Genomic DNA, 17,610 nt, shown 5'->3' with positions numbered 1-17,610 from the left:
GTGGCGCCCGAAAGCCGGGATCCGGCGACCTTTTCTGTAGGCTGGCATATGTGACTTTTCCAGTAATCGGCGTGGTTGGCGGCGGCCAACTCGCGCGCATGATGGCCCCAGCCGCCACCGCCCTTGGTTTTGAACTGCGTGTACTGGCCGAAGCTGAAGACGTTTCAGCCGTCTCAGCCGTCGCCACTTCACCGGTTGGTGACTACAAAGACCTCCAAACCCTCCTCGACTTCGCCGACGGGCTGGACGTCATGACGTTCGATCACGAGCACGTCCCCAATGACCACCTTCGCGAACTCCTGGCCGCCGGCGTCAACGTCCAGCCCGGCCCCGATGCCCTGGTCAACGCGCAGGACAAACTGGTGATGCGGGCTGCCATCGACAGGCTCGGCCTCCCAAACCCGGCGTGGGCGGAGGTCGCTGACGTCGCCGCACTGGTGAGATTCGGCGACGGGATCGGCTGGCCGGTGGTCCTCAAAATGCCCCGCGGAGGCTACGACGGCAAGGGCGTGCGGATCGTCGACTCCGCCGAGGATGCCGCCGAGGCTGCTCCGTGGTTCGAGGCCATGAGCCCGCTCCTCGCCGAAGCAAAGGTTGAGTTCAGCCGCGAACTGTCCGCCTTGGTTGCGCGGACCCCTGACGGTGAAGCGAGGGCCTGGCCGGTGGTGCACACCATCCAGGTGGACGGCGTCTGCGATGAAGTCATAGCGCCTGCCCTGGGCATCCCCCTGGAGGTTGCGGCAGCAGCCGAAGACGCAGCCCTGCGGATCGCCCACGAACTCGGCGTCACCGGTGTGATGGCCGCAGAACTCTTCGAAACACCCGGCACCGGCGCGGGCTTCCTCATTAACGAACTGGCCATGCGGCCTCACAATACCGGCCACTGGACCCAGGACGGTTCAGTCACCAGCCAGTTTGAGCAGCATCTGCGGGCAGTTCTGAACCTTCCGCTGGGGGCCACCGATGTTCTGGGCCCGGTGGTGGTGATGAAAAATTTCCTGGGCGGCGACAACCAGGACCTGTTCTCGGCGTACCCGGCTGCCCTCGCAAGTGAGCCGGCGGCGAAGGTCCACTGCTACGGCAAATCGGTGCGTCCGGGCCGCAAAATCGGCCACGTCAACCTCGTCGGGGACTCCACCGATGATGTGGACTCGGTCCGGCGACGCGCCACGCGGGTGGCAGCCATCATTCGGGACGGCCGGATCCCGGCCGAAGATTCAGCACGGATTTCCGAGGAGAACGCATGAGCAACGAAACCACCCCCGGCACCGGGACTGCCGACACGGGCAGCGGCCCTCTTGTCGGGCTTGTTATGGGTTCAGATTCGGACTGGCCGGTGATGGAGGCCGCGGCTGATGCGCTGGCCGAATTCGGCATACCTTTTGAAGCCGATGTAGTCTCCGCCCACCGGATGCCCACGGAAATGATCCGGTACGGGCAGACCGCCCATGAACGCGGCCTGCGTGTCATCATCGCAGGTGCCGGCGGGGCGGCGCACCTTCCGGGCATGCTCGCCAGCGTGACTCCCCTGCCTGTCATTGGTGTCCCGGTCCCGCTGAAGACCCTGGACGGCATGGATTCCCTCCTGTCCATCGTGCAGATGCCGGCCGGCGTGCCGGTCGCCACCGTGTCCATAGCCGGCGCCCGCAACGCCGGCCTGCTGGCCGTCCGCATCCTCGCCTCGGGCACGGACGCACTGGCGGCCTCACTCCGCGCCGATCTCGGAGACTTCGCCCAGGAGCTCAACGACGCCGCGGCCCGCAAGGGAGCCAGCCTCAGGCAGAAAGTCCGCGAAGTCTTCGCCGACGGCAATGGCGTCCTCCGGGGCAGCCGCTAGGAACCGGACATGTCCAGAAGCGAACCGCAGCACCCCGCCCCCGGCCCGGTCATGACCGACCCCGTACGGTTTCCGTCCGGCGCCTCGTCCCCTGTCCGGACCAAGCGGGCCTTTGTCCTGCTGCTGATGACCCTTCTGGTGCCCGGAAGCGCTCAGATTGTGGCCGGTGACCGTAAACTCGGCCGAACCGCCCTGCGGGTGACCCTGGGCGCCTGGGTGGTGCTGGTGGCAGCAGTGCTGCTGTTTATCCTCAACCGCACCCTCCTGATCAATGTCATCACCGACCCCTTCGCTTCGCTGGTGATCATCGTGCTCCTGGTGGCGCTCGCCCTCGGGTGGGCGTTCCTCTTTATCAACACCCTGCGGCTGATCAGGCCGGTCCTCTTGGCACCGGGGGCGCGTCCCGCCGTCGTCCTTTCCCTTGTTATTGCCTTGGTCCTCAGCAGCGGCACCTTGGGGTACGCCGCTTACCTGCTCAACGTGGGGCGCAATGCCATTGGCAATATCTTCTCGGCCGGACCGGCGATTGACCCGGTGGAGGGCCGCTACAACTTCCTGATGATGGGCGGTGACGCCGGCGACGACCGCACAGGCCGGCGCCCGGACAGCCTTTCCGTCCTCAGCGTGGACGCCAAGACCGGCCAGACCGCCATCATCTCCGTGCCGCGAAACCTCCAGAACGCCCAGTTCAGCGAAAACTCCCCCATGCGCAAGGTCTACCCGGATGGGTACAACTGTGGTGACGAGTGCCTGATCAACGCCATCAACACTGAAGTAACGAATGAGCACGCCGACCTCTACCCGGGTGTAGCCGATCCAGGTGCGCAGGCGACCCTCGAGGCAGTCTCAGGGACGCTGGGCATTACTGTCCAGGCCTATGTTCTGGTGGATATGGCCGGCTTCGCCAAGCTCATTGACGCCATGGGCGGCATCAAAATCAAGGCCGGCGGCTGGGTTCCGATGAGCGGTTACTTCGATGAGGTGACGCGCACCCACGGCATGCCACTGGGCTGGATTCCCGCCGGTGAACAAACACTCGATGGCGAGCACGCACTTTGGTACGGACGGTCCCGCGAATACGTGGACGACTACTCCCGGATCCAGCGCCAGCAGTGCGTCCAGCAGGCCATGCTGAAGCAGTTGGACCCTGCCACGCTGCTGTCCAAATTCGAGGACATCGCGAATGCGGGCACGAAGGTGGTGGAGTCCAACATCTCCTCGTCCCAGCTCGGCAGCTTTGTGGATCTTGCCATGAAGGCCAAGGGGCAGCAGGCCAAGCGGCTCACCATCGGCCCGCCCGACTTCGATGCTTCCTTCTCCACGGTGCCTGACTTCGACGTCATCCACGACAAGGTGGACCAGCTCCTGGCCTCTGCCTCGGGCCCCAAGGCTGCGGCGTTCGTCGACGGCGTGGTGCAGCCTCCCACGACTGGCGGACAGGTGCAGGCAGCCGGACCGCTGCAGGCTGCTTCCGGCCTGGCAGGCGGTTGGCCGGCGCAACAAACTCCCCCGCCGTCGTCGGACTTCACGCCGGTAACCACAACGCCCGACGGCGAACCGATCACCGAGGAGCTGCTGACCCAGCTCAAGCGCGAGGGCAATGAGGAAGCCATCCGCCAGCTCGTGGCCACCAACGGTCAATGCGCGCCCCTGTAAAGGCCCGCTGTTGCCCGGCTGCATAGGCCCCGACGACCCAAAGACCTGAAACCTAGAACGGACACCGGCTGTGCACGAAATTGAGAACGTCCTCCGCGACTACGCCTGGGGATCCACGACGGCGATCGCCGGGCTCCTGGGACGCCCCGAATCCGGCCGGCCGGAAGCCGAAATGTGGATAGGCGCGCACCCGGACTCCCCGTCCGTTGCCCGGCGTCCCGACGGCACGACAGTGCCTCTCGACGACCTCATCGCCGAAGACCCGGAACATTACCTCAGCGCGGAATCCGTGGCCGCGTTCGGGCCGAAGCTACCTTTCCTGACCAAGATCCTGGCGGCGTCCCAGCCCCTGAGCCTGCAGGTCCACCCCAGCCTTGAGCAGGCAAAGGCAGGTTTCGCCCGGGAGAACGCTGAGGGTGTAGCTCCCGATGCGCCACACCGGAACTATCGGGACGACAACCACAAGCCCGAGATGATTTTTGCGCTCACCCCGTTTGAGGCGCTCTGCGGGTTCCGGCCGCCGGCGGCCACCCGGAAGGTCCTGCTGCACCTGGCCGGCTGCTTCGACCTGGTGGACACCGAGGTCCCGGCACTGCTGACCGAACTGCTGCAGCTCCTGGAAAATCCGGATGAGGGCGCCGGCCTGCGGAGCGCCTTCGAACGGCTGATCAATGGTGGCGAAGAGGTTTCCCATGCCACCGCGACGGTGGCCGTCGCCCTGATTTCCGGCGCTCCGCTGGTGCCGTACCAAGCGGAACTGTCCACCGTGGTCAGCCTGAATGAGAAATATCCCGGCGATCCCGGAGTGCTGCTATCGCTACTGCTGAACAGGCTTTCGCTGGCACCCGGCGACGCCGTTTATCTGCCGGCCGGAAATGTCCACGCCTACCTTCACGGTTTGGGCGTGGAGGTCATGGCTTCCTCAGACAACGTGCTCCGCGGCGGGCTGACACCGAAGTTCGTTGACGTCCCCGAGCTCCTGAAGACCATCGAGTTCCGGCCGGTGGATGTTCCGCTGCTCACGCCGGAGTTCTCCGGACTGGGCCAGGAACTGTACCGGCCCCCGTTCCGGGAATTCCAGCTTCAGCGGATCGAGCTGGCCCCGGGCGCCGCACCGGTCCCGCTCGCCCAGGCAGGCGCCGTCGTTGTCATTGTGGTGGAAGGCTCGGTGTACCTCGACTCGCCCAAGGGCGACCTGGAGCTGGCCCGCGGCGGCAGCGCGTTCCTGGCCGCCGCCGAGGCTCCGGTGAACGTCCATGCTGTGGCCGGGGCTACGGAGACGGCGGTGGCGTTCGCCGTCACCACCGGGGCCCTTAGCGCCGCGTAACCCGCTTCAGGAGCTGGCGCGCGGCGGGCAGTCCCTTGCTGCGGGCGGCCGGCAGCGCCTTGCGGGTCGCCTGCAGGCCCTTCCGGGCTGCCTGCAGTCCCTTGCGGGCGGCCGGCATGGCCCGCGCGTACACGGGGTAGAGCGGTGACAGCGGCTTCTCCCACGTTCCCATCAGCATGTTCTCGTGCTTGGCGAACTGCTTCTTGAAGTCGGAGATGCCGTCGTTGAGCAGGCCGTTGAAGTCGTAGCGCCCGCAGCCGTCCTCGCGCATGGCTCGCAGGGCGGCCCACTTGACGCCGTAGTTCACCCGCTGTTTCTGGCCTTCGGCCGAGACTCCTCCGTAGAGCTCAAACGCTGTTGCCCCGCTCCGGGACAGCCAAACGAACGCCAGGAGTTGGTCGCCGTCGAAGGCCCCGATGATGGGTGAACCCTCTCCCAGGTTGGCGGAGATGTCCCGGTAGTACTGGTCCTCGTGGATTCCGAACCCGGCACGGGCAGCCGTTTCGTGGTAAATGCCCAACACCTGCTCAAGCTCAGCGGGGGTCTGGACTTTCCGGAAGTCCACCTCGCTTCGCATCGCTTTGCGGATGTTGGCGCGCGTGGACTTGGACATGTCGGCCATGAGCTCATCATCCGTCCTGGCCAGGTCAAGGATGAGTGTGCGCGGGATCAGCACGGTGTTCCCGGACGGCTTGAAGCCGGCGGCAGCGACTGCCCCTCCGTAGGGGGATTCGGCGTCCCAATCGGGCTCAATGCTCAGCGCCACGCCCCGGTGGCGGGAAGAAGCATAGTTGGCCAACTGTTCCAGGACGGCGGTGGCGTTCTCTGCGGAGCACATGGGACCCCGCGGTACGTAGACCAGTGCCCGGAATGGCAACGGCAGCTTCCGGATCAGCAACTGCGCGCAGCCGAGAATGTTTTCGTCGTCAGTGACCACAACGCGGTCCACGGACCAGCCGTGCATGGCCTTGGTTTCTCCCCAGCCCCATAGCTGCTGAGGATGGCCCTGGAACCGGTCAACATATCCGTCCCAGACGGCGCGGTCAGTACAGGGCACAACGGCAAGACTCATGAATTCCACCCTATACCAAGGCCCTGTTACGGCTGGCCCCGGCTCCGGCCGCAGTCCGCACTGGAAGCCAGGCTGCATGCAGAGAAGCGCCCCACCGCAACTGCGGTGTGGCGCTTCTCTCACTGTGCCGTGGAACTAGTTCTTCCGGGCGTAGCCTTCCCACTTGCTGGCCTGGTGCTCGCCGTCGACAAAGCGGATGGTGCCCGACTTGGAGCGCATCACGATTGACTGGGTCAGGACCTTGTCCTTGGAGTAGCGGACGCCCTTGAGGAGGTCGCCGTCAGTGATGCCCGTGGCTGCGAAGTAGCAGTTGTCGCTCGACACGAGGTCGTTGGTGGACAGCACGCGGTCCAGGTCGTGGCCGGCGTCGAGGGCCTTCTGCTTCTCGTCGTCGCTGGTGGGCCACAGCCGGCCCTGGATAACGCCGCCGAGGGACTTAATGGCGCAGGCGGCGACGATGCCTTCCGGAGTGCCGCCGATGCCCATGAGGGCGTCAACGCCGGTGCCGGAGCGGGCTGCAGCAATGGCGCCGGCGACATCGCCGTCCATGATGAATTTGGTGCGGGCACCGGCCTCACGGATCTCTTCGACCAAGGGGCGGTGGCGGTCACGATCCAGGATCATGACGTTAAGCTGGTTGACCTTTACGCCCTTCGCCTTGGCGATCAAATGCAGGTTCTGCTTCACAGGGAGGCGCAGGTCGACCATGTCGGCAGCTTCCGGGCCCGTGACGAGCTTCTCCATGTAGAACACTGCGGAGGGGTCGAACATGGAGCCGCGTTCGGCCACGGCGAGGACTGCGAGGGCATTGTTGATGCCCAACGCGGTGAGCCGGGTGCCGTCGATCGGGTCCACGGCAACGTCGCACTCAGGGCCGGTGCCGTCGCCAACGTGTTCGCCGTTGAACAGCATGGGGGCTTCGTCTTTTTCGCCTTCGCCGATGACCACAACGCCGTTGAAGTGGACCGTCTGAAGGAAGGAGCGCATGGCATCGACAGCGGCGCCGTCAGCCTTGTTCTTGTCGCCGAAGCCCACCCAGTGGCCGCCGGCGATGGCCGCGGCTTCGGTGACGCGGACAAGTTCGAGTGCAAGGTTGCGGTCCGGCTCATCGATGCCGACGGCGAGCGACGGGGAAAGTGTGGAGTACTTCTGGGTCATGGACGCTGGTGACACGTGAACCTCTTCTTCGAGTGGCGATCATTGGACCCGCTCAGCCGGATTCAGCAGACGCGGTGATTCCTCTGTTACTGATCATAGTCGCGGCGCCACTCCGGAGTGCTGGGATGACGTGCGGACGCAACATGGCCCTCAGAGCTGGGTGCGGCCCCGAGTGTGAGTTGGGCCCATGCATGGGCGACTATAGAGGGGTGAGCGAAATGCAGGAAAAGACAAGCCCCGCGCCAGATCCCTCGGACACCGGACGCGCCGTAGAGGACACGCCCGAGGTGGACCAGCCGGCGGTTAAGCCCGTCATTCCGGCCGCAGCCGCCAAACGCGCCAATGCGTCCGTGATCGGCATGATCGTTGCCCTGGTGGTCAGCATTGCTGCCTTCCTGCCCATCATCCTGATGAATCCGCTTCCCAAAAGCGAGGGGTTCCGCCCGGACATCGACGTCAGCGCCGTGGCACGGAACGCCGCGGATGTGGCGGGATTCACACCCGCCTCCCCCGATACGGCTAACACCTTCAGGCCAAACTACGCGCGGTGGGAGTCAGGCAGCGGCAGCGGCGTTCCCACGTGGGAGGTGGGTTACATCACGCCGAAGGATGCCTTCATCGGCCTGGTCCAGGCCAGGCAGTCCAATCCCACCTGGCTGCTGCAGCAGACCAAAAGCGCCCCGGTCACCGGAACCCGCGACGCCGGCGGCCAGTCCTGGGAACTCCGGGATGCCGGCAAGGGTGAAAAGAGCATGATCCTGGACTACCGCGGCACCACCGTTGTCCTCACCGGTACCGCGCAACTGGACGAGTTCACTGTCCTGGCTGACGCCGTCGTGAAATCCATGGACAGCAATCCTGCCGTAACGGTTTCACCGTCAGCCAGCCCTGCGCCGTAAGGTAGGCCAGTGGCTACATACCTGACTCCTGCCCTCGCCTGGCGCCGGCTGCGCGAAGGCAACGAACGTTTTGTCAACGGCGAATCGTCGCACCCGAACCAGGATGCGTCCCGCCGGTCGTCGCTGGTGGAGACCCAGCATCCGTTTGCCGTGATCTTCGGCTGTTCCGATTCACGGCTGGCGGCAGAGATTATTTTCGATCTCGGCCTCGGGGACGCCTTCGTGGTGCGAACGGCAGGGCAGGTGATTGACGACGCCGTCCTGGGATCCCTGGAGTACAGCATCAGTGTCTTGGGGGTGCCTCTGATCGTGGTGCTCGGCCACGACAGCTGCGGCGCCGTGACCGCAACGAAAGCGGCGGTGGACACCGGCGAGATGCCGGTCGGCTTCATGCGTGACCTCGTGGAGCGGATCACTCCCTCGGTGCTGACGTCCCTGCGGAACGACCAGCATGAAATCAATCAAATGGTGGTGGAGCACACCAAGCAGACGTCACAGCGGCTGGTGGACAGTTCCCGTGTGATCTCCGACGCAGTCGATGAAGGCCGCGCCGCCGTGATCGGTTTGAAGTACAGCCTCGTCGAGGGTCGGGCCAAGTTGGTTTCGGGCATCGGCGAGCTCTAGCCCAAGCCCCTGGCCGCGTCCGTAGCATGCGGTTCACGGTTTTAGCCCCGGGCGCACATCGTCCTAAGCTAGCCCCATGACTTCCACTGAAGAATTCCGCATTGAACACGACACGATGGGCGAAGTCCGCGTCCCCGTGAACGCCCTGTACCGTGCCCAGACGCAGCGTGCAGTTGAGAACTTCCCCATCTCCGGCAAAACCCTGGAGCGGGCGCACATCGAAGCCCTTGCCCGGGTCAAGAAGGCAGCAGCCCAGGCCAACGCAGAACTTGGGGTGCTCGACGGCGAGCTGGCCAAGGCAATTGCCGAGGCCGCCGACGAGGTAGCAGCCGGCAAGTACGACGGCGACTTCCCCATCGACGTCTTCCAGACCGGCTCCGGCACGTCCTCGAATATGAACACGAACGAGGTCCTGGCCGAACTGGCCACGCGCGCCCTCAAGGCTGCCGGCAGCGACAAGGTTGTCCACCCGAACGACCATGTCAACGCCTCGCAGTCCTCCAACGACGTTTTCCCCACGTCAGTCCACGTTGCCGCCACCTCGGCCCTGATCAACGACCTCATCCCCGCCCTCGGCTACCTGGCCGAGTCGCTGGAGCGCAAGGCTGTTGAGTTCAAGGACGTGGTCAAGTCCGGCCGCACGCACCTGATGGATGCCACCCCGGTAACCCTTGGCCAGGAGTTTGGCGGCTACGCAGCGCAGGTCCGCTACGGCATCGAGCGCATCAACGCTTCCCTCCCCCGCGTTGCCGAGGTTCCGCTCGGCGGCACGGCCGTGGGCACCGGCATCAACACCCCGGCCGGCTTCCCGGAGCGTGTCATCGAACTGCTCGCCACCGACACCGGCCTGCCGCTGACCGAAGCCCGCGACCACTTCGAGGCACAGGCCAACCGCGACGGCCTCATCGAAGCCTCCAGCCAGCTCCGGAACATCGCGATCTCCTTCATGAAGATCAACAATGACCTCCGCTGGATGGGCTCCGGCCCCAACACCGGCCTCGGCGAAATCGCCATCCCGGACCTGCAGCCGGGCTCCTCGATCATGCCGGGCAAGGTCAACCCCGTCATCTGCGAGGCGTCCATCATGGTCTGCGCGCAGGTCATCGGCAACGACACCGCCATCGCCTGGTCGGGCACCAACGGCGCCTTCGAGCTGAACGTCGGCATCCCCGTCATGGCCGCCAACCTGCTCGAGTCCATCCGCCTGCTGGCGAACACCAGCCGCGTCATGGCCGACAAGATGATCGACGGCATCACGGCGAACGTGGAGCGCGCCCGCTTCCTGGCCGAGGCGTCGCCGTCCATCGTCACGCCGCTGAACAAGCACATCGGCTACGAAAACGCCGCGAAGATCGCCAAGAAGTCCGTGGCAGAGGGCCTGACCATCCGCGAAACCGTGGTGGCCATGGGCTTCCTGGAACGCGGCGAACTGACCGAAGAGCAGCTGGACACCGCGCTGGACGTTATGTCCATGACGCGCCCGCCGCACAAGGCATAGTTCCCAGCCGCGAGGCTCCCAGCAGTAGTACGACGGCGGCCGACCACCTTCATAACGAAGGCGGGCGGCCGCTGGTGGTTAAGGCCACACTCCGAAATCTTGCACTATTAGTTGCTGAGTGCAAAACTTTACTTTGTGGATAATAGTGCAGAAATCGAGGGTGGTCTCAGGGAGCGCAAGCGCGCCGCCACGCGGGCGGCCCTCACCGCCGTCGCGCGTTCCCTCACTGCCCAGCGCGGCCTGAACGGCTACACGGTGGAGGAGGTCTGCGAGCGCGCCGAGATCTCCCGCCGGACGTTCTTCAACTACTTCCCCACCAAGGAAGACGCCATCATCGGCCACGCCGACGATGAGATCCCCCAGGACGTTGTGGACGAGTTTGTCGCCGGCGGCTCATCGTCGCCTCCCGGGGAAATTTCCCCCACTCTATTTCGGGACCTCATCCGACTCTCGTTGAAGCTGTCCGAACACATGGCTGCTTCCGAAGAGGAGACCCGCCAACTGATCGGCGTCGTCAAAAAAGAACCCCAACTGGTCCTCCGGATCATCGGTGCGACGGAGCACCGGGAAGCGCAGTTCGCCAACGACGTCGCGCATCGCGAGGGCGTGGCCCCTGACCATCCCGTGGTGCAGATGGCTGTTGCCCTGCTGGGCACCATCGCCCGGAAAAGCAGCATGGCGTATTTCTCCGACGGCAACACCCGCCCCTACGCCGAGTTACTGATGGAAAACATCACCGCCGCCAGCCAACTCTTCCCCCAGCATTTTGAAATGCCAGAAACCATAGAAGGACGCCCATGAGCACCACTGTCAGTTCCAAAGCCGCGGCAGGTCCGCTGCTGCTGACCCAGAAGCGCATCTGGATCATCTTCTCGGCGCTCATTGCCGGGATGCTCCTTTCCAGCCTTGACCAGACCATCGTCTCCACGGCCATGCCCACCATCGTGGGGAAGCTCGGCGGAGTGGAACACCAGGCCTGGATCACTACTGCCTACCTGCTGGCCACTACCATCGTGATGCCCATCTATGGCAAGTTCGGTGACGTCCTGGGCCGGCGGAACCTGTTCCTCGTTGCCATTGCGCTGTTTACGCTCGCATCGGTGGGCTGTGCCTTGGCCACGGATTTCTGGGGTTTTGTTATCTTCCGCGCCATCCAGGGGCTGGGCGGCGGCGGCCTGATGATCCTGTCGCAGGCCATCATCGCCGACATTGTTCCGGCCAAAGACCGCGGCAAGTACATGGGCCCGCTGGGAGCGATCTTCGGCCTCTCTGCCGTCGCCGGTCCCCTGCTTGGCGGCTTCTTTGTCGACCACCTGACCTGGGAGTGGGCCTTCTACATCAACATCCCCATCGGCATCGCTGCGTTCGCCATCGCCTGGTTCACCCTGACTCTGCCGAACAAGAAGGCCGGGAAACGGATCGATATCCTGGGCGTGCTCCTCCTGTCCGCCGCCACCACGTGCCTGATCTTCTTCACCGACTTCGGCGGCAAGAAGGACGAAGGCTGGGATTCACCCCTGACGTGGGCGTTCGGCGCCGGCCTGATCCTCACGGCCGCGGCCTTCGTTATGGTGGAGCGCCGGGCCGAGGACCCCATCATCCCCCTGAGCCTCTTCAAGAACCGGATCTTCGTCAACGCCACGGCCATCGGATTCACCCTTGGCCTGGGCATGTTCTCGGCGATCGCTTTCGTTCCCACCTTCCTGCAGATGTCTTCGGGCACCTCTGCGGCCGAGTCCGGCCTGTTGATGCTGCCCATGATGGTGGGTCTGATGGGTACCTCGATCTACTCGGGAATCCGGATTTCCAAGACGGGCAAGTACAAAATGTTCCCGATCCTGGGCGCAGCGTTCACGATGGCCGCCATGCTGTGGATGACCACGCTGACGGCTGCCACCCCGATCTGGGTCATCTGCGTCCAGCTGTTCATCTTCGGCGCCGGCCTGGGCCTGATCATGCAGGTTGTGGTCCTCGTGGTGCAGAACTCAGTCCCGGCCGATCAGATCGGGACAGCCACAAGCACCAACAACTACTTCCGCGAAGTCGGCGCCGCCATGGGCGTGGCAGTCTTTGGTGCCATTTTCACCAACAGGCTCTCCGAGTCCCTGACGAACGCGTTCACCGGCGCCGGGGCGTCGGCGGCGCAGGCCTCCCAGTCCACCAGCTCACTGGATCCGCAGGCTTTGAGCCAGCTCCCGGAACAGCTTCGGGACGCGATCGTCAACGCCTATGCGGAGTCCCTGGCACCGGTGTTCTGGTACCTCATCCCCTTCATCGCCGCCGCGCTGTTTCTTGCCATCACGCTGAAGCAAATACCGTTGTCGGACACCGCCGGTATGGTGGCCCGGGGTGAGGCCGTGGGCGGCGAGGAGGCGGATCGGCTGGAAGCAGAGCGTTTGCAGGGGCTGCGCCAGGACGGGGCGGACACCACAAGAGCTACAGGTGCCACAGAGGTCACGGTCCCGGTGCCATAAACGGCCTGCAGGGGCGCCGCAACATTGGGGGTTGCGGCGCCCCTGTTTTCGTCAGGATAGGTCGATATCGCGGCCGAATCAGGCCGGCAGCAGCATGGCGGCGGCCGCGCCCGCGAGCATGAACGGACCGAAAGGGATAGCCGACTTCAGTGTGCCGCGTCGTGCTGCCAGCAGGGCCAGCGACCAGAGGCCGCCCAGCAGGAAGGCTGCGAAGGTTCCAGCAAACACATGCGCCCAGCCAAGGTAACCCAAATACATCCCCAGGACGCCTGCGAGCTTGACGTCGCCAAAGCCCATGCCGGGTGGGTAAACCAGCCGCAGGACAAAGTAAAACAACCAGAGAACCGCTCCCCCGGCCAGTATCCGAAGGGCGGGTACGCCCCAAAGTTCGGCGCCGCCGTCGGGCGTTCCTTGCACGGCGCCTGGACCGCCAACGACGTGCACTATGGCCGCGGCAAGAAGCAGAACTCCCGCGACGGCGTAGGACGGGAAGACAATCCGGTTGGGCAGCAGATGGTGGCGGACATCGATGACCGTCAGTCGGGCGGCCATCACCAGGAAGTAGGCACACGCAGCAAGTACCAGCCAGAACGCCAGGGGGGTGGCATCCCATAGTCCATCGAGTCGTCGGATCACCCCTCGGATGCTACTGGATTCCGCCACGGCCGCGCAGGGTCCACGCGTAAACTGTGGATATGTCGACCTGGGACACAAGGCGCCGGCCAAACCCGGACAGCAGTGCAGCGGCCACAGACCTGACCGCGACGTTCCGGAACCTGTGCCGTTCTTCCCCCTGGAAATGGCAATCCCTGCGGTTTGAATACTGGGATGAGCCCTTTGCCGATACGCCCGATCCGGCGGCGCCGTTGGTCAGGGCCTGGCTGCGCCGGCCCGGAGCGCTCCGCCTGGAGACCGCCGACCGACTTGTCCTCCACAGCACCACAGGGATCAATGATTCGAGGGACGGCTTGTACGTCAGCTCCACGCGGAAGTCCTGGCTACTGCCGCCGCACCTTGTGGCGCCCGTATACGACGACGGTGGCCTGGTCAGGCGCCGGCCGGAGGCCGCCTACGGCGAACCGGGCTTTGGAAACGGCCGCTTCTCGGCCGCCCTGGATCCCGTGGAGCTTGCCGGCAATGCTCCGGTTCCGTTGGAGTTCCCGGGAACGAATCCGGTCGACGTGGACGGGGTCCGCCGCGTCGAACACCACGGCCGGCCAGCATTGGAGGCGAGAGTTTCTCCCACTGCCTCCTACCGCCCCACGGATTCCGGTGCACCGCTGTGCCTGCCCGGCAGCAACCGCGTGCGAGTCGACCTTGAGACGGGCGTCTGTGTCGCCAGCCAGTCGCTGGAGGACGCGTCGCTGGATCATGGCCATTGGATCCGGATCATAGCGGTCGACGAGTACATGCTCGACGACCTCTTCCTCGCCCAGTCAATGAACCTCACGGACGTTCGCCGCCACATCAGTTGGGACATCCGGGCCTGAACCGAACCGCTTGACAGGCCGGATCTCCAGCCGTCGATTAGGCTTCGCTGATGACCGCGCTGACCTCCATCTGGCCCCTCTTCGGCCTCACACTGACCACACCCAGGCTGGTACTGCGGCCCATCACCGACGACGACATACCAGCCGCTGTCGCAGCGGCCGCGAGCGGCATCCATGATCCCGGCCGGAACCCCTTCAGCAACCCCTGGACGGAACTTCCGGCGGAGACGCTGGGCACCAACATGGCCCAGTGGTACTGGCGCTGCCGCGGCCAGGCCACCCCCGAAGACTGGACCCTGCTCCTCGGCATCTGGCACGAAGACCAGTTCATGGGTTGCCAAGACATCGGTGCCAAAGACTTCGCCACCCTCAAAACCGTCAGCACCGGCTCGTGGCTCAGGCAGTCCGTCCACGGCCAGGGCCTGGGCAAGGAGATGCGCGCCGCCGTCGCGCTGTACGCCTTCGACTGGCTCGGCGCCGAAGTCGCCGAATCGGAAGCCGCAGCCTGGAACGCCGCCTCCCTCGGAGTGTCCCGCTCCCTCGGCTACGAACTCAACGGCACCACCCGCACGGCCTGGGGCGGCAAAGCCGTGGACGTCCAAAAAGTCCGCCTCACCCCGGCAACATTCAAGCGCCCCGACTGGACGCTCCAAGTAGAAGGCCACGAAGCCGCCGCCAGGCTTCTCGGGGCTTCGCTCGTCTGAGTGCCGAGGCGTGGCTGGGTTCGTCCGCCCCGCGCCCTTCGCCGTCGCTTAGACACCTCCCGACGCGCCGCTACGCTAAGCGACCTGCAACGCTTTGGTCGGCGATGCGCTCCTACGCGAAGGACTCGGACCGGACGAGTGCGCGGGCCCGCTTCTCAAGGTGAACGGCACGCTGCAGTCGGGTTGCGGTCCTTCTCGTAGGAGCGCATCGCGGCGCATCGGGACCCAGAGGTCGCCCAGCGACCGAAGGGGCCCCATTGCGACGTGTCTAAGCGACGGAGAAGGGCCGTGGCCCGACGAACGGAACCACGGGCCGCTCACACGGAAACGCCGGCTTAGATCTCAGCCCCCTCCAGGAGTTCCGTGACCAGGGCCGCGATGGGTGAGCGCTCTGAACGGGTCAGGGTGATGTGGCCGAAGAGGGGGTGTCCTTTCAGGGTTTCGACGACGGCGGCGATACCGTCGTGCCGGCCGACGCGCAGGTTGTCGCGCTGGGCGACGTCGTGGGTGAGGACGATCTTCGAGTTCTGGCCGATACGGCTCATCACGGTGAGGAGCACGTTCTTCTCCAGCGACTGGGCCTCGTCCACGATCACGAAGGCGTCGTGCAGCGAGCGGCCGCGGATGTGGGTCAGTGGCATGACCTCCAGCATGCCGCGGTCCATCACCTCTTCCACGACTTCCTGGCTGACCAGGGCACCGAGGGTGTCGAAGACGGCCTGCGCCCAGGGGTTCATCTTTTCCGACTCGGAGCCGGGCAGGTAGCCGAGTTCCTGGCCGCCCACAGCGTAGAGGGGCCGGAAGACGATCACTTTGCGGTGTTCGCGGCGTTCCAGCACCGCTTCGAGGCCCGCACAAAGGGCCAGGGCGGATTTGCCTGTGCCCGCCCGTCCGCCGATGGACACGATGCCGACGGCGGGATCCATCAGCATGTCGATGGCCAGCCGCTGTTCTGCCGAGCGTCCGTGCAGCCCGAACACGTCGCGGTCACCCTTAACGAGCCTGACCTGCTTGTCGGCACCCACGCGGCCCAGGGCTGAACCGCGGTTGGAGAGGAGCACCAGGCCGGTGTTGACCGGCATTTCCGCGGCTGCGGGGATGAAGACCGGCTCGTGGCCGTAGAGGGTATTGACTTCGTCGTCACTGGCTTCCACCTCGGCAATGCCCGTCCAACCGGAGTCCTGCACCAGTTCGTTGCGGTATTCGTCGGCGGTGAGGCCCATGGCGGAGGCTTTGACCCGCATGGGCAGGTCCTTCGACACAACGGTGACGTTCCGGCCTTCGTTGGCCAGGTTCTTGGCCACTGCCAGGATGCGGCTGTCGTTGTCGCCGCTGCGGAACCCGAGCGGAAGCACATCTGCGGAGATGTGGTTCAGCTCCACCATCAGTGTGCCGCCGCTGTCGCCAATGGGAATGGGCTGGCTCAGGCCGCCGTGCTTCACGCGGAGGTCATCGAGCAGCCGGAGGGCCTTGCGGGCAAAGTAGCCCAACTCGGGGTCGTGCCGTTTCCCCTCAAGTTCGGTGATGACAACGATGGGGACGATCACCTCGTGCTCGGCGAAGCGCAGCAGTGCGCGCGGGTCCGAGAGCAGGACGGAGGTGTCAATGACAAAGCTGCTGATGGTGGCTTCCCTTCCGGAGACGGCAAAACCGGCCGCAGCTTTGTTGGCTGCACCGGTTTTTGAGGTAGCTCGCGTGGTGCGAGAGGTAGCTTTCTGTCCTTCGGAAACGACCTCGGGCAGTAGTTCAGAAGTAGCCACATCGACTCCAGCCCCGGGCACATGCCCGGATTTGTTATTGGTGAGGCGGTTCGGCCTGAAGGCCGGACTCGGCCTCCCATACAACCGGTGCGAAAATTCGCTCCATGTACTGGCCTCCCCGAACAGCCGGCGGTTTTGCCTGCTGATGGTTACAACGTAAATCCCCCGCCAGTAATTTCCGGAATCATCCGTTGGCGAGTCCTGTTACTGGCTTGTGAATTCCAGATGAACCGGGCTCAGGTGCCGAAGCGCCGCTGCCGGCCGGCGTAGTCGCGCAGTGCCCGCAGGAAGTCGACCTTGCGGAACGCCGGCCACAGAGCCTCGCAGAAGTAGAACTCGCTGTAGGCGCTTTGCCACATGAGAAAGCCGGACAGCCGCTGTTCCCCGGAGGTCCTGATCACCAGGTCGGGGTCGGGCTGGCCGCGGGTGTACAGGAAGCGGGAAATGTCGTCCACGGTCAGGCTGTCCGCAAGCGCGGAAATGTCGGATCCCTTGGCCACGGCGTCGTGTAGCAACTCCCGTACGGCGTCAACGATCTCCCGGCGCCCCCCGTAACCCACCGCAACGTTGACGTGGATCTTTTCCTGCACCGGCGTCCGGGCCGTCAGCTTGTTGAGCCGCTCGGCGAGGTAGTCGGGAAGGAGCTCGGGTGCTCCCATGGCGTTCACCGAAATGTTGGCGTCCTCGTCGAGCCGGTCCAGGGTGTTGGCGATGATCCCCATCAGGAGATCCAGTTCCTCGCTGGAGCGGCTCATGTTGTCCGTGGAAAGCATGTAGAGCGTGACCACTTTGACGCCGAGTTCCTGGCACCAGCCGAGGAATTCGTGGATTTTGTCGGCGCCGGCCTGGTGGCCTTGGCTGGTGGGCGCGTTGAACTGCTTGGCCCACCGGCGGTTGCCGTCCACCATCACGCCGATGTGCTTGGGGATGCGGCCGCCGGCCAGCTCCCGGAGAAGCCGCCTCTCGTAGAAGCCATAAAGGAACCCGCCCAATTCCACGAGGAGACTCACCTGACTTCCGTTACTGTTCGACGGCATTGCACATCCTAGGCTACCGTCCGCGGGCGGGCCGCTTGCGCCGTCGCGACCCTTCCCGGCCGTCAAAATTGGTT

16 protein-coding genes are annotated in these 17,610 nt (G+C 64.9%); 11 read left to right on the top strand and 5 right to left on the bottom strand.

Annotation, left to right across the window (positions count from 1 at the left end; translation table 11 throughout):
• The first annotated feature begins 98 nt into the window (after positions 1-98).
• From AC1MCD_RS06205 to manA, 4 genes are all read left to right on the top strand, one after another.
• Entirely contained in the window at positions 99-1,247 is a 1,149-nt protein-coding gene (locus AC1MCD_RS06205) for a 5-(carboxyamino)imidazole ribonucleotide synthase (protein ID WP_498678205.1), read from the top strand.
• A complete protein-coding gene (gene purE / locus AC1MCD_RS06200; RefSeq protein WP_498676857.1) occupies positions 1,244-1,837 on the top strand; it encodes a 5-(carboxyamino)imidazole ribonucleotide mutase in 594 nt (197 codons plus the stop codon). Before AC1MCD_RS06205 ends, purE begins: the two co-directional genes overlap by 4 nt.
• Positions 1,838-1,846: 9 nt before the next feature.
• On the top strand, positions 1,847-3,493 hold the full coding sequence (locus AC1MCD_RS06195; protein WP_498676855.1) for an LCP family protein: 1,647 nt from the start codon (positions 1,847-1,849) through the stop codon (positions 3,491-3,493).
• 70 nt (positions 3,494-3,563) lie between these two features.
• Positions 3,564-4,820, top strand: coding sequence for a mannose-6-phosphate isomerase, class I (manA, locus tag AC1MCD_RS06190; RefSeq protein WP_498676853.1), 1,257 nt, complete (start codon positions 3,564-3,566; stop codon positions 4,818-4,820).
• On the opposite strand, the gene AC1MCD_RS06185 is transcribed toward manA, so the two are convergent.
• Positions 4,807-5,892, bottom strand: coding sequence for a lipid II:glycine glycyltransferase FemX (locus AC1MCD_RS06185; RefSeq protein ID WP_498676851.1), 1,086 nt, complete (start codon positions 5,890-5,892; stop codon positions 4,807-4,809). The genes manA and AC1MCD_RS06185 overlap by 14 nt on opposite strands.
• A 135-nt stretch (positions 5,893-6,027) precedes the next feature.
• Entirely contained in the window at positions 6,028-7,050 is a 1,023-nt protein-coding gene (glpX, locus tag AC1MCD_RS06180; RefSeq protein WP_498678204.1) for a class II fructose-bisphosphatase, read from the bottom strand.
• Between the two features lie 218 nt (positions 7,051-7,268).
• Between glpX and AC1MCD_RS06175 the strand changes: the two genes are divergently transcribed.
• From AC1MCD_RS06175 to AC1MCD_RS06155, 5 genes are all read left to right on the top strand, one after another.
• Positions 7,269-7,949 carry a DUF4245 domain-containing protein gene (locus AC1MCD_RS06175; RefSeq protein WP_498678202.1) on the top strand — a complete coding sequence of 227 codons (681 nt, stop codon included), beginning with the start codon at positions 7,269-7,271 and terminating at the stop codon, positions 7,947-7,949.
• A gap of 9 nt (positions 7,950-7,958) precedes the next feature.
• Complete coding sequence (locus AC1MCD_RS06170; RefSeq protein WP_498676849.1) at positions 7,959-8,573, top strand: carbonic anhydrase; 615 nt, start codon at positions 7,959-7,961, stop codon at positions 8,571-8,573.
• A 76-nt stretch (positions 8,574-8,649) separates the two neighbouring features.
• Positions 8,650-10,071 carry a class II fumarate hydratase gene (locus AC1MCD_RS06165; RefSeq protein WP_498676846.1) on the top strand — a complete coding sequence of 474 codons (1,422 nt, stop codon included), beginning with the start codon at positions 8,650-8,652 and terminating at the stop codon, positions 10,069-10,071.
• Positions 10,072-10,206: 135 nt separating this feature from the next.
• Complete coding sequence (locus tag AC1MCD_RS06160; protein ID WP_498676844.1) at positions 10,207-10,872, top strand: TetR/AcrR family transcriptional regulator; 666 nt, start codon at positions 10,207-10,209, stop codon at positions 10,870-10,872.
• The gene (locus AC1MCD_RS06155) at positions 10,869-12,545 is read left to right on the top strand and encodes an MDR family MFS transporter (protein WP_498676842.1); all 1,677 of its coding nucleotides are present in this window, start codon (positions 10,869-10,871) and stop codon (positions 12,543-12,545) included. Before AC1MCD_RS06160 ends, AC1MCD_RS06155 begins: the two co-directional genes overlap by 4 nt.
• A gap of 78 nt (positions 12,546-12,623) precedes the next feature.
• Here the strand turns inward: AC1MCD_RS06155 and AC1MCD_RS06150 are convergent, their stop codons facing one another.
• Entirely contained in the window at positions 12,624-13,181 is a 558-nt protein-coding gene (locus AC1MCD_RS06150) for a prepilin peptidase (protein ID WP_498676840.1), read from the bottom strand.
• A gap of 59 nt (positions 13,182-13,240) precedes the next feature.
• On the opposite strand from AC1MCD_RS06150, the gene AC1MCD_RS06145 reads away from it, so the two are divergent.
• A complete protein-coding gene (locus AC1MCD_RS06145; protein WP_498676839.1) occupies positions 13,241-14,035 on the top strand; it encodes a hypothetical protein in 795 nt (264 codons plus the stop codon).
• Positions 14,036-14,085: 50 nt separating this feature from the next.
• Positions 14,086-14,739, top strand: a complete 654-nt coding sequence (locus AC1MCD_RS06140; protein WP_498676836.1) for a GNAT family N-acetyltransferase — start codon at positions 14,086-14,088, stop codon at positions 14,737-14,739.
• A gap of 335 nt (positions 14,740-15,074) precedes the next feature.
• On the opposite strand, the gene phoH2 is transcribed toward AC1MCD_RS06140, so the two are convergent.
• Complete coding sequence (phoH2, locus tag AC1MCD_RS06135; protein ID WP_498676833.1) at positions 15,075-16,499, bottom strand: RNA 5'-3' helicase PhoH2; 1,425 nt, start codon at positions 16,497-16,499, stop codon at positions 15,075-15,077.
• 236 nt (positions 16,500-16,735) lie between these two features.
• Positions 16,736-17,497, bottom strand: coding sequence for an isoprenyl transferase (locus tag AC1MCD_RS06130; protein ID WP_498678200.1), 762 nt, complete (start codon positions 17,495-17,497; stop codon positions 16,736-16,738).
• Between the last annotated feature and the right edge of the window lie 113 nt (positions 17,498-17,610).

It is taken from the genome of Arthrobacter sp. BF1 (genome assembly GCF_056680215.1).
The sequence above is the reverse complement of the archived record's forward strand: the minus strand, read 5'-3'. Positions and strand labels throughout refer to the sequence as shown.